The organism is Chitinophaga dinghuensis (assembly GCF_003259435.1).
Classification (GTDB): domain Bacteria; phylum Bacteroidota; class Bacteroidia; order Chitinophagales; family Chitinophagaceae; genus Chitinophaga; species Chitinophaga dinghuensis.
This window is the reverse complement of sequence record NZ_QLMA01000003.1, coordinates 107,529-121,392: the sequence shown is the minus strand read 5'-3', so window position 1 is coordinate 121,392 and position 13,864 is coordinate 107,529. Positions and strand designations below refer to the sequence as shown.

Annotated in this window: 8 protein-coding genes; 2 read left to right on the top strand and 6 right to left on the bottom strand. The window is 45.0% G+C overall.

Annotated elements, in window-relative coordinates:
• Window positions 1-88 precede the first annotated feature (88 nt).
• A complete protein-coding gene (locus CLV59_RS09480; protein ID WP_170137693.1) occupies window positions 89-1,540 on the bottom strand; it encodes a RagB/SusD family nutrient uptake outer membrane protein in 1,452 nt (483 codons plus the stop codon).
• A 28-nt stretch (window positions 1,541-1,568) separates the two neighbouring features.
• Entirely contained in the window at window positions 1,569-4,619 is a 3,051-nt protein-coding gene (locus CLV59_RS09475) for a SusC/RagA family TonB-linked outer membrane protein (protein WP_111591797.1), read from the bottom strand.
• Window positions 4,620-4,797: 178 nt separating this feature from the next.
• On the opposite strand from CLV59_RS09475, the gene CLV59_RS09470 reads away from it, so the two are divergent.
• Window positions 4,798-5,811: a LacI family DNA-binding transcriptional regulator gene (locus CLV59_RS09470; RefSeq protein ID WP_111591796.1), complete on the top strand. Its 1,014-nt coding sequence runs from the start codon at window positions 4,798-4,800 to the stop codon at window positions 5,809-5,811.
• Between the two features lie 144 nt (window positions 5,812-5,955).
• On the opposite strand, the gene CLV59_RS09465 is transcribed toward CLV59_RS09470, so the two are convergent.
• Both CLV59_RS09465 and CLV59_RS09460 read right to left on the bottom strand, forming a co-directional pair.
• Window positions 5,956-7,212, bottom strand: coding sequence for a DEAD/DEAH box helicase (locus CLV59_RS09465; RefSeq protein WP_111591795.1), 1,257 nt, complete (start codon window positions 7,210-7,212; stop codon window positions 5,956-5,958).
• A 292-nt stretch (window positions 7,213-7,504) separates the two neighbouring features.
• Window positions 7,505-7,948: a c-type cytochrome gene (locus CLV59_RS09460; RefSeq protein ID WP_111592326.1), complete on the bottom strand. Its 444-nt coding sequence runs from the start codon at window positions 7,946-7,948 to the stop codon at window positions 7,505-7,507.
• 148 nt (window positions 7,949-8,096) lie between these two features.
• Between CLV59_RS09460 and CLV59_RS09455 the strand changes: the two genes are divergently transcribed.
• On the top strand, window positions 8,097-8,930 hold the full coding sequence (locus tag CLV59_RS09455) for a methylated-DNA--[protein]-cysteine S-methyltransferase (RefSeq protein WP_111591794.1): 834 nt from the start codon (window positions 8,097-8,099) through the stop codon (window positions 8,928-8,930).
• A gap of 172 nt (window positions 8,931-9,102) precedes the next feature.
• On the opposite strand, the gene CLV59_RS09450 is transcribed toward CLV59_RS09455, so the two are convergent.
• Both CLV59_RS09450 and CLV59_RS09445 read right to left on the bottom strand, forming a co-directional pair.
• On the bottom strand, window positions 9,103-10,563 hold the full coding sequence (locus CLV59_RS09450; RefSeq protein ID WP_170137692.1) for a RagB/SusD family nutrient uptake outer membrane protein: 1,461 nt from the start codon (window positions 10,561-10,563) through the stop codon (window positions 9,103-9,105).
• Between the two features lie 11 nt (window positions 10,564-10,574).
• Window positions 10,575-13,691, bottom strand: a complete 3,117-nt coding sequence (locus CLV59_RS09445; protein ID WP_111591792.1) for a SusC/RagA family TonB-linked outer membrane protein — start codon at window positions 13,689-13,691, stop codon at window positions 10,575-10,577.
• Window positions 13,692-13,864: the final 173 nt, after the last annotated feature.

Below are 13,864 nucleotides of genomic sequence, written 5' to 3'. Positions count from 1 at the left end.
TCATGATTCCCCTCCGAATTGTTGCTCAAATTAAGCAAAAAAAAGGCCGCACAAGTGTGCGGCCTTCGATTTAAGTTAAAACTTAAAATTATGGGTAAAGCGGATTCTGTTTCAGATTAGGGTTCGCATCCAGTTCTGACTGTGGAAGCGGGAATAACTGCTGGTAATCTTGTAAGGTATTACCCAGTTGTTGTTCAACTTGCTTGTATCTGCCCAAACGGATCAGATCCCAGCGGCGATGACCTTCTACAAACAATTCACGGGCTCTGTCTTTCACCAGAGTATCCACAAAGGCATCCGGCGTAGGCGTATTGCTTAGATTCAGTTGGTAAGACGCCGCTGTTAAACCAGCACGCTGACGTACCTGATTCAAGCCGTTGAATTTAGCCACATTGCTCGGGTCCAGGTTGTTCATCGCTTCGGACTGCATCAGCAACACATCGGCATATCGCAGTACGATCCAGTTGTTACGGGCGTTGTTACTACCTTTCACCCATTGCGGATCACGGTATTTAGCAACATATGGCGCAACTGGCGTAGCTGTCCCATCGGAATTAGACAGATTCCAGGTTCTACGCACATCCTCTGTGCCATAGTACCCCTGTGTATAGAACAGCGGACTTGCCAGGAAGGAACCGGAGCCGCCCAATCCTGCCGGAGAGAACATACGCACAATAATATTCTGTGTAGTACCGGTACCATTGGAACCAAACTGCACGGAGAAAATGTGCTCAGGACCATTTTTCTTGTCGCAATCGAATATATCCTGGTAGTTCGGCAGTAATTTATAGAGACCGGAACCGATCACTTTATTACATTCATCGAGCGCATTCTGATTATCAGTTGATTCTTTCCAGGCAGTGCTGTTACGCTGGAGATAAACTCTTGCCAACATAGCAGATGCAGCGCCGGAAGACACCATTCCCTTCAACGTAATTTTGTTCTCAGGGAAACAGTTGGATTCCGCATACTGGAGGTCAGCAATCACTTGCTTATATACAGTAGCAGCGGCAGTACGGGTAGGTCTGATATTAGGATCATTAATACCCGTTACGGTTGTTAACAATAACGGCACATCTCCAAAACTTCTCACGAGGTCGAAGTAAGCCATCCCTCTCAGGAAATAAGCATTACCGAGCAGATTTTTCTTCTGCGTATCGTCCATGGAAATTTTAGGAACGTTGGCGATGATATCGTTTGCACGACTAATCAGCTTATAACTGTTTTGCCACCAGTTTTTGATTTCCGCATTACCGGCAGTATAAGTCAGATTATACATTTCGGTACGTTCCGGCGTTTGTCCGGTGATGGGCATCAGTCCATCTGTGGAACATTCAGTTATAATATAAATAGTACGCTGATAATAGGCCTGTGGCTGCAACTGACTGAGCATACCGTTTACAGCTGTTTGTGCATCGGATGCATCCTGGAAAGCATTGTCTGGTGTAAGGAACCCTCTTGGCGTTTCATCCAGTGATTTCTTACATGCCCCTAAACCCATTGCGGCAGCTAAAAATATAATAGAGATATTTTTTTTCATCATGATCGTTTTTCACTGATTACGAAAATTAAAATCCAAACTTAACACCTACCAGGTATGTCCTGATATTCGGATAAGGGTTATAGTCGATATTGAGAGAGGTATAGTTACCATTTGAATTAGAGTAAGTATTTACCTCTGGATCGTAACCGGAATAATGGGTGAAAGTATACAGGTTCTGAACGGTCGCATAAACGTTCGCTGTTTTGAACACATTGCGGGTGATCTTGTCCAGCGGCAGGTTGTACGACAACGTCACTGTTTTAATGCGAAGGAAACTTCCGTTTTCCACAATATCGCTGGTAATGTTGGACGCTCTTCTCAAACCGCTACCGATAGCCGGCAAAGTATTGCTGGTACCAGCTCCATGCCAGCTGTCTGTGGCTACATAAGCAAACTTGTTGCTGAACACAGCACCGTTCTCCATTTCAATTTTACTCACATTCAGGATATCTTGTCCTTGTACGCCTTGCAGGAATACATTCAATCCCCAACGACCGTAAGACAGGTTACTGATGAAACCATAAGTGAATTTCGGTAACGCATGACCAATGATTACTCTGTCTTTATCCGCTGTCAGTGCGCTATCGCCATTCTGATCAATGTAGATAGGATCACCTGGTTTTACGTTTTGCTTGGTGCCGCTGGCTTTGATCTGTTCAACAGATTGCCAGATGCCGCCAAACTGATAACCATAGAATGAACCGATAGGCTCGCCCACTTTCAGGATACCAGAGTTTTGTCCACCAGGAAATACGCTGGAACTAACGTTTCCACTAGGTTGGTAATTGATGCTACCCAGACTCTTAATCTTATTTCTGTTGGCAGAAATATTGAAACTGGTATTCCATTGTACTTTTGCAGTCTGCACATTGACAGTATTGATAGCAAATTCAAAACCGGTGTTCTGCACTGCTCCGATATTAGCCATTACAGTGGTAAATCCGGAGGTGGATGGAATAGTAGTACCAAAGAGGAGATCAGTAGTTTGTTTATTGTAGTAATCAGCTGTTATGGAGACACGGTTCTTCCAGAGGCCCAGGTCAATCCCAAAATCAAATGCTTTGGTAGTTTCCCAGCCCAGGTCCGCATTCGCGATGTTGTTTGCAGCTACTCCCACTACGCGTCCTCCGTTCAGCACATAGGTATTAGTGGTGTACTGGGTAAGGGATAAATATGGAGGAATGTTTTGATTACCTACAGCGCCATAGCTCAAACGGGCTTTCAGGTCGCTGATCTGGGAAATATTCTTCATCCATTTTTCATCAGATACTCTCCATGCAAAAGCGCCGGATGGGAAATAGCCCCATTTTTTGTTAGGTCCGAATACAGAGGAACCATCTGCTCTCCAACTGAAAGTGAAGAGGTATTTATCCATAAAGCGATAGTTCACCCTTGCGAGGAAAGACTCCATTACACGCGGTACAGGGAGCACCTGTGTAGGCACTGGCGTACCCACGTTCATGTTGTCTGTTCCATACTTATTGGAAGTAAGGTTATTGATGGTATTGATAGATCCATCCTCCAGCCATGTCTGGTAAGTGTAACCACCTACTGCGGTAATGGCATTGTTTTTATTGATGGCTTTATCGTAAGTCAGCGTGTGTTCTGTCAGCCAGTTGTAATTGCTGCGTGCTTCGATGGAAGCAAAGCCGTTTGTCTGAGAGCCCAGATAGGTAGTAGTAGGACGGAAGATTTTCTCTCTGGTATCTTTATAGTCGGCGCCCAAGCTGGATCTGAGTTTCAGGCCAGGAACAATTTCATATTCTCCGTAGATGTTGGCAAATACTCTCAGGTCGCGTTGTTTATCCGTGTTCAGCATAGCGGCTGCCACCGGGTTACCGATCTGGGAGAGATATTCTGAGTTAGCGCCAATAAAGGTGTAATTACCATTCGCATCTTTTACTGGTCCGATAGGACTGATACGCAATGCATCGAGGAGGGTACCACCGCCTGCGCCGCCACTGGTGTTGACGTTGGCCAGACGCTGTTGGGTATAGGAAGTAGAAGAGTTGAATCCAATCCTTAATTTCTTGCTGATATCGCGGGTGAGATTAAATCTTACTGTTCCTCTTTTATAACCTGAATTGATAATGATACCATCCTGGTCGAAATAGCTGGCGCCGAGGAAATATTTGGTTCCATCATTTCCGCCGGAGAAGGAAACGTTTGCATTGGTGATAGGCGCTACACGGAAGATTTCATCTTGCCAGTCGGTTCCTTTCCCCAATGTATCTATACCTTGCTGGGTATAGGCAGCTGGTTTACCTTGATAGGCCAGAACGGTATTGAGGTATTGTCCAAACTGTTTGGCATCCATCATTTTCAGTTTCCTGGAGATCTGTTGCCAGCCATGGTAAGCTTCAACGGAAACGGTGTTACGTCCGGCGGAGCCTTGTTTGGTAGTGATGATTACAACGCCGTTAGCACCGCGGCTACCATAAATAGCGGTAGCAGAGGCATCTTTGAGTACGTCCATGGATAGGATATCACTTGGATTGATAGTAGTGATATCAGCGCCGGCATAACCATCTATTACATAGAGGGGATCGCTGCTGGCAGTGATGGAGTTTGTACCGCGGATACGCACTGTGAAGCTGGAACCGGGTTGCGCGTTGGTTTGCGTTACCTGAACGCCGGATACCTGTCCTTGCAAGAGCTGACTGGTTCCGAATACAGGCGATTTTTCTGTATTGGCAATAGGTATGGAACTAACGGAACCGGTGAGGTCTTTACGTTTAGTAGTACCATAACCTACCACTACCACATCGCTGAGGGATTTCACGGCTTCTTTAAGCGTAATTGTTACGTTATCTCCTTCCGGCGAATAGTCCAATGGTTCATAACCGATGTACGAAACCCGGAGTACAGGTTTTGTTCCTGTAGGGATGTTTAAGGTGAAAATACCGTCGGCAGAGGTTACGGTGGCGATTTTACTTCCAATTACCTGAATGGTAACACCAGGTAAGGGAGAATGATCTGATCCTGTCACTTTACCTGTCAGCTTTCGTGTCTGGGCCTGCGTGGAGAGCACGCCAAACAGCATCATAACGATCAGTAGGAATTTACGGGCGGCCATATCTGAATAGAATTAGTTGTGCGATTTTGATTTGGATTGTTTCCTTTCTTGTACCAGTTCTCGTAAATGTAGAAGAGATTAGGGTTGGTTTTAGAAAATTCTACGGAAACGTTTGCATAAAATGCCAAAATTTGGTAATTTAGTATCACTCCACGAAGCGAAAAACTGGTCAAGAAATATGAGTACAGTCACCATTAAAATGCTGGCAAGAGAGTTGAACCTGGCTATTTCCACCGTTTCCAGGGCATTGATGGACAGTTACGAAATCAGCCCGGAAACAAAACAAAAAGTCACGGCATTAGCAAAGCAATTAAACTATCAACCAAATCATTATGCCAGCAGTCTGCGTAAACAGCGCAGTAAAACTATCGCCGTAATTATTCCGGAGATATCAAATAACTTTTTTTCACATGTCATCAATGGTATTGAAGCCATTGCACAGGAAAAGAACTATCATGTACTGATCTATTTCACACATGAGAACCAGCAGAAAGAGGCTGAAGTGATTCAGCATCTGCTGGGAGGAAGAGTGGATGGTATCCTCATGTCGCTGGCTGGAACCACCAGCAGTACAATGCACCTGCAACCCATCATGGAACAGGGATTACCCATTGTATTCTTCGACAGGATCTCTGATACCCTCAACGCGCCCACCGTCACCACAGACGATTTCGAAAGCGCCCGCCATGCTACCCGCCACCTCATGGACGTGGGATGCAGGAAAATTGCGTATCTCTCCATCTCTCCAAATCTGTCAATCGACTGCAAACGTATGCACGGGTTTAACCAGGCCCTCCAGGATAAACCAGGTATGGCGCATTCTATGATGATTCCATGTAGTACAGACACCAATCAGAACTTCGAACGAATCTGTCAGGTATTACGGGAAGAACAGCCAGACGGCATCTTCGCCTCCGTGGAAAAACTAGCCATTACCAGTTATCATGCCTGTGCTGCAGTAGGATTATCCATTCCAAAAGATGTGAAGATTCTCAGCTTTTCCAACCTGGAAACAGCCAGCCTGCTGAATCCTTCACTGACCACTATTATACAGCCGGCATTCGATATGGGGAAAAGCGCCGCTACTGTACTTTTCCATATGCTGGAAAAAAGGAAGGGAAGACAGTGGGAACAAAATACAGTGATAAAATCAAATATGATTATCCGCAATTCTACACAGATAGCGGTATAAATATTCTCGCAACGCTGAGCAGCAAAAAGCGCAAAGAAGCAAAGGTGGGAAGGTGTGAGCTATACACTTAATAGCCGCTACATAAAACTTCATCCTTTACTGCTTTGCGCCCTTTACTTTATTGTGCGCTTTGCGAGCGTCAACTTAAAAATCTATCTTATCGCGCTTATCTTTCTGATTGCGCTTTTTATGCATATTTCTTGGCTTAGGACGACGCGGCTCCGGACGGGGACTGTCGGGATTCGCATTCCTGGCTTCTATCAACGCCGCTTCTTCAAACGGATGTTTTAAAACAGTGATCTCCTGTTTGGTGAGGCGACTAATACTTTTCAGATAAGCTCTTTCTTCATTATCACAGAAAGAGAGCGCTATACCAGAAGCTCCTGCCCTACCGGTTCGACCAATACGGTGTACATAGGTTTCAGGCACATTCGGCAGATCATAGTTGATCACATGTTCCAACGCATCCACATCAATACCTCTGGCAGCAATATCTGTAGCCACCAGCACGCGCAGACGACCGTTTTTGAAACTGGTCAACGCAATCTCACGAGATGACTGCGACTTATCACCATGCAATGCATCAGCACTGATACCGCGCTTCTTCAGGTTCTTGGCGATTCTGTCTGCCCCATGTTTGGTTTGAGTAAACACGATGGTACGATCAATCTGTTTATTTTTCAGGATCATTTCCAGCAAGGCCTGTTTATCTTTCTTACGGATATAATATACGCCTTGCTCCACTCTTTCTGCGGTAGAAGAAACAGGCGTAACAGTTACCTTTTCTGGTTTATATAACAGGGAATTGGCCAGCTGCGCGATCTTCGGAGGCATAGTAGCAGAGAAGAAAAGCGTCTGACGCTCGGAAGGCAATTCCTGAATGATTTTTTTAATGTCGTTGATGAAGCCCATATCCAACATACGATCAGCTTCATCCAGTACAAATACTTCGAGGTGACTGAGATAAACATATCCCTGGTTCATCAGGTCCAGTAACCGACCTGGCGTAGCAATGAGAACATCTGTTCCATTGCGCAGGGAGATGACTTGTTTATGTTGCGGCACACCGCCAAAGATCACATCATGTTTCAGTCCTGTATGACGGCCATATGCTTTGAAGCTATCGCCAATTTGAGAAGCCAGCTCGCGGGTTGGCGTCAGGATGAGCGCACGGATATGTTTGTATCCTTGTGCAGCGGTCTCTTCTTTGTATAATTGCTGAAGAATCGGGATAGCAAAAGCGGCGGTTTTTCCGGTGCCTGTCTGGGCACAACCGAGTAAATCTTTACCCTTTAAAACGATGGGAATTGACTGCTCTTGAATCGGCGTAGGGGTTGTGTAGCCTTCGGCTTTCACTGCTTTTAAAATAGGTGCGATAAGCCCTAATTGCTCAAATTGCATGTTTAATATTTTAAGCCCGGTATCGTTACACCTCTGCCATGCGGGTTTATTTTGGCTGGTGTCGTATATGCTTCGGGGTGACCGGATGCGCTTATTATAAAATAATTGAAAGTTTATCTGGTCTGTTATGAATGAGTTACAGGGGATTTACCTGTAAATATGACCAATGAGGAGAGCAAGTTTTTCGGATATAATGCTTTATTCTCAGAAGACGGCAGCAAAGATACATCTTTTCCCATATCTGGAATGTTAAAAACTGCAGGCCTTCATTGCCAGGCCTGCAGGAATACCTTTAATTGTTGTTCGCGGGCGGTGCAGGTGGTGCAGACACCTGTTTTGCTGCTGAATCAGCAGGTTTGCTTGCCGGTTCCGCGTTACCATGGTGACAGGTGTAGCAGGTAACAGTCATTGGTTCTGTACCTTTGAAGAATTTCTTGTTAATACGGTTGGCCATGCGCATCATATCTCTGGCTACGTCCTTGTGCGGGTTGGCGTCGCTGGCGAAGTCGAGATGTTTGGCGTCATCCTTGGAAGGAGCATGACAGAAATTACATTTTACTCCCAGTGCAGTATTGAAGTTACGCATAACAACAATCAGCTCTTCGTGCCCAATATTTTTTGGGAGTACTTTCAGATTCTGGGGCTTCTCTGGCTCCTGTGGCAGCGAGAGAGAGCACAGCGAACCTGCGGTAATTAGTGCGGCAGCAATAACGGCTACGCTCTTTTTGATTTTCATTCCCATGGATTTAGTAAGTGATTTGCTTCCTTTATCTTCGGAAATCTACAAAAAAAACTCATATCCGTAAATTTTATATGGATGAAATGCGCAAGTTCCGGGTTTTCCCACCCCTTTACTGGCGGTAATTTTGTATAAAACAACAACAATGGATAATTACGAAAAAGTGGCCACGGCCATACAATACATAAAAGACCATTTCAAAGAACAACCCGACCTGGAAAAAATAGCGGCGGCAGCACACTTAAGCCCCTTCCACTTTCAAAGGGTATTTGCAGAATGGGCAGGCGTGTCTCCCAAAAAATTTCTCCAATATCTGACACTGGACTACGCGAAATCCATGCTGCGCCAACCGCATACTACCATTGAGGATGCAGCCATAGAAGCGGGACTTTCCGGTCCCAGCCGCCTGCATGACCTCTTTGTGAATATCGAAAGTATGACGCCAGGCGAATTCAAAAATGGCGGCAAAGCATTACATATCAACTATAGCTTCGCTGAATCTCCTTTCGGCAACATCATAGTAGCCAGTACCCCAAAAGGTATCTGCTACATGGCATTTGCGGATGATGAAGCTTCGGCGCTACTGGAATTACATCATCTCTTTCCGGCCGCCACTTTCCGCCAGATGACAGACAGGATGCAACAGAATGCGCTGTTCATTTTTACGCACGATTGGTCACGACTATCCGAAATAAAATTACATCTGAAAGCCACTCCTTTTCAGATCAAAGTTTGGGAAGCATTACTGAAAGTACCTATGGGAAATATTACTACTTATTCTCAGCTGGCAGAAAACATACATCATCCTAAAGCAGCCAGGGCAGTGGGTTCTGCAGTAGGCAGTAATCCTGTGGCGTTCCTGATCCCCTGTCATCGCGTGATCAAAGCCACTGGCGAAACAGGTCAGTATCATTGGGGCGATGTCCGCAAATCCGCTATGCTGGGATGGGAAGCTGCAAACACACATCCAAAGGAGTAAAACGAGGATAATGAATTGTTTTGGAAGACACGAAGCCTGCTGTTAGCCACCATACCTCTAAGCGATGGCTGAAATGAATGTCCCTCCCTTGGGAAGAGAGGGACTCCATTATTGCTTATGATAAGACCAGCATTGGAAAATGCCACGCCGCTACAAAGAGGAAACAAAGTTGCTACTGGTTATCAGCACAAAGCTTATTATACACCAGCTCATCGGATGATATAGGCCAGATGTAGTTGGAAGCAGTTGGCGGCACTGCAATATAAGTGGCCCTGGCAGCGAATGTTGCGCCAGTCCTCGTTACTTCCATACTCCTGAATCCTTCTCCGAGTAATTCAATATGTTTTTCTTTAAGAATCTGATCTATTAATGCCTGAGGAGAAGCAAAGTCCCCCGCAGCAAAGGTTACACTGGGATCACTACGATGACGTACTGCATTCAGTAACGCCAGCGCCCCTGCATCTACGCTATTAGATACTCTTACTTTTGCCTCTGCCAGGTTCAGCAACACTTCTGCATACCGTAATATGGGCGCCCAATCAGTGAATGGCGGTGGCGCTGCAAACTTGGTCATATAGTATTTGGCTCCTACCTTGGTCAGCAATTTTCTCCTCGCATCAGTGGCCGATTTCCAACTCGAATCAGCAATAATACCAGTAGATAAGAGAGAGTATTCTCCGTTACCCTGTAATGGTAAAGCCTTTGGCGAGAAATAGAATCCAAGCTGCGTTTGCGTTCCCGGATAATCGCCGGAAGTGCCAGTAAACGGTAGTGAAAATATAGATTCCACAGTAGTATAGGGTGATGCATACAGCTTATTGATATCTGCCACCAATCCATGACCGCCAGGAGATACAAACGGTTCTGCAGCACTCACAATTTTCGCGGCCTCTGTCAGTACATTGGCATATTGCCCCATAAACAGGTACACTCTTACTTTCAAAGCAATGACAGAATACCAGTTGGCATGCGTTGTGGCGGCTTGTGATCCTGGCGCTAGTTTAGGCAATACTCCTTCTGCATCATTCAAATCCTGGATTATTTGCGCATATGTTTCTGTAGAAGTACTTCTTGCCTTGGAATAATTCCCTTTCTCGGTATGCCCCTGGGTATAGAGAATCATACCAGGTTTGCTGCCATTGCCATCCCAGTAAGGACGCGCATATAGTTGCTGCAAACAGAAGTAAGACAAGGCTCTGATAAACTTCGCTTCTCCTATATAGATTTTGGACAGAGAATCTCCCACTACTTTGGTTCCTTTGGCATTCATTCCATCAATGAACAAGTTAGCGTTATTGATCGTCAAATACCCCTGGCTCCAGATTTCTTTTACTTCCTGTACCTCATTACCTACAATGCGTTTCCATGTAGCTTGTAAAGTTACGTTATTGGATAATTCATTGTTATAATCCTCCCCTCTCACTTCATTGGCAATCTGGTATTTTCCGCCTAAAAATTTCCCGTTCTTCATAACGGTATACATACCATTCAACTGACTGGCAATACGGTCAGCATTATCAAAAACGATATAGTCTGGCATATCTGAAGCTGGCAGCGGATTCAACAGGCTCTTCTGACAACCGGCAGTAATCCCCATCGCTAACAGTAATATATATACGATGTCTTTTTTCATCTTCATTCGGTTTAGAAGTTAATATTTACACCCACAGTTACAGTACGACCATTAGCCAGCGTATTACGATCAACACCCTGAGCAGATGGATTATTACCATTGGAAGATACTTCCGGGTCCGGCCCTGGATATTTAGTCCAGATAGCCAGATTCTGTCCCTGTGCATATACTCTTGCTCCGCTGATATGCGCCAAACGGGTAACTTCAGCAGGCAGGTTATAACTCAGTCCGATAGTACGCAACTTCACAAAATCACCTTTGAATACATTGGTGGAAATCGCATAGGCGGAACCGTTAGACACGTTGTCTCCATTAACCAGTCTTGGTATATCCGTTATATCGCCAGGCTTTTGCCATCTTCTCAATACGTCCGTACTGTTATTCCAGTAGCGCTGATCTCTCAAACCAGCATTGGAACCATAGTATACAGAGAAGCCTGCCTGGTAAGTCAGCATAATATTCAGTTCAAATCCTTTGTAACGGAAGGTATTTTCGAAACCACCCAAAAACCGCGGATTAGTATTCGCATAAGGCTGGGCAGTTTTAGCGCCGAGCGACTGTGCAGGTTTACCATCGAGGTAAGTATAGGCGCCATTAAGAGGATTATAAATTTCCGCTTCTCCGGCAGGATTATATAGTATTCGTCTGCCGGTTGCCGGATCTACGCCACCTGCCGGTACACAGTAAATCATACCAACAGGATAACCTACTTTATTAATGGAGGTTTGTTCCAGAGAACTGGTAATCATCGGGATTTCAGTGATGCCATCTACCAGGGAAGTAATCTGGTTTTTGTTATACGTGAAATTAAAACTGGAATTCCAGCTAAATGCGCCCTTGTCCAGTACAGTGGCGTTCACGGATGCTTCCAGCCCTTTGTTGAACATAGAACCTACGTTTGCAGGAATGGTGGAAGGTATCCCGGCAGAAGGGGCATGCGTCAGATAAAGAATCAGTCCGTCAATGTTATTGTAATAATAAGCGAATTCGAAGTTGATCCTGTTCTTCAGGATGCCAAAGCTGACACCAACATCTGTTTTCTTACTTTGTTCCCAACCCAGATCTCTGTTACCACTCTGGTTGAAATACATGGCATTGTTACCTCCATACAACAATGGGTGATAGAGGAACATAAAGTCGTAGTCTCCCAATCCGGACATATTACCAACTTTACCATAACTGCCTCTCAGTTTGAAATTGCTGAATATATTACCCAGCGCTCCTTCGGTAAAGAAATGCTCTTTAGAGACTTCCCATCCGGCGGAGAATCCGTAGAAGACACCTTTCTTATGTCCCGGCGCCAGCGCGGAATATTGGTCCTGACGCAGGTTTCCACTCAGGAAATATTTTTCTTTATAGTTATAATTTAGCCGGCTAAATGCTGACATTAAATAGTTTTCTCTGCGCAACAAACCAGAAGATAAATCTATCAACCAACCACCCTGGGTAGTATTGAAATAGTTATCTGACTGAAATTGTCTTTCCAGCCCATAACGCTGACGGGTATCACGTTGCTGCTCCAGCCCCAGTAACAGGTTGAAGCTGTTACTGCCGAAAGATCTGTCAAATTGAGCAGTGTTGGTCCATACCCATCTTTTCAACTGTGTGTAAATACTGAATGCATCTCCTTTTGGCGACACGCCATCTCCACTGATATTATTACGATAGATATTGTTGTCCATCAACATATAATCTATACCGTAAACAGTTTTCAAAGTCATCCACTCAAAAGGTTTCAGTTGTGCATATACAGATCCCTGTATATGATTGGATTCCGTATTGGAATGATCCAGATCCAACAATACTTTTGGATTGTAGATACCTACTGAGTTGGTATTTTTAATACCGCCAATATTACCGTTGGCCTGTACATTGTAAGTACCGTCATTTTTATATGCAGGAGTAATCGGCGAAGTCAGAAAAGCCAAACGCGCCAGACCGCCGGAGTTAAAGGCTTCTCCTTCCAGTGAACCGGAAGAACCGGAGATCAGACTCTCTTCATTACTATAAGATAGTTTGGTTCCCACCGATAATATTTTTCCAATTTTCTGGTCCACATTAAAGAGCATATTCTTACGGCCAAAATCATTGCGCCGCAGAATACCTTCCTGCTTGGTATAACCGCCAGATAAATAATAATTGGTGTTTTCTGTAGCGCCGGAAGCATTAAAACTATGGCTCTGTGAAAAACCGCTACTGCGATAAACAATATCGTACCAGTTCTGGTCAATCATGTTACCGTTTGCATCTGTATTTGGCACATACAGATTAGTGGCTGCGGGGTCTTTGTTCAGGAGGCCTTCATTCTTAATTTCAATGTATTGCTTCGCATTCAGCAGTTTAGGCAAACGGGTGGGACTTGTCCAGCCTACCCAGCCATCGTAATTGAATTTGGCTTTTCCCAGTTTACCTTTTTTGGTGGTAATGAATACCACGCCACTGGCAGCCCGGCTACCGTAGATAGCAGTTGCAGCGGCATCTTTGGCAATTTCAATGGAGGCGATATCCGCCGGATTAACGCTTGCGAGCGGGTTTAACGGTGCATTGGTAGCACCCTGATCGCCGGTAAAAGTGGGAATACCATCAATGATAATCAACGGGTAAGCACTCAGAGAAAGAGAGTTTACTCCTCTGATACGAAATACAGGCGGGTTATTCACCACTCCATTGGGTACAGAAATCTGTACTCCGGTGGCCCGGCCACCCAGACCGGCTTCAAAGCTTTGAATAGGCATCTCTGCGATGGCGCTACCTTTGACAGAACTGATGCTTCCTGTCACCTCCGTTTTACGCTGCGTACCATAACCCACCACTACCACTTCAGAGATAGACTTGCTATCCAGTCCCAACGTAACCTGAAGATTTTCACCTGTAATAGGTACCAATTTGGTTTCATATCCCACCATAGAGATACGTAATTGTTTGATGCCAGTTGGCAGTGTTAGGGTAAACTCCCCTTTGGCATTGGTAACGGTGCCTGTTTTACCTCCGGGATAACTCACTGTTACGCCTTGAAGTAAGGCTCCTGTTTCATCAGTGACACGCCCTGCTACAGTACGTGGGTTTTGAGCCAAGAGGGAAGATGCTAGTAATAATATACCAGCAACCACGAGTAATAATTTCCTCATGAAGTTCTGATTTTGGTTGAATAAATAACGGCGTTAATGAATACCTAGCCTGGTATTTTTCCTCCTGATAGCTCTTACAAATGTCGTTGTGGTTACGCGTTTAACTGACGGTTACATAATTTATTGGTGAACAATATTTGGTTGTAGACATCATTTACTATCAAAGCCCGTGC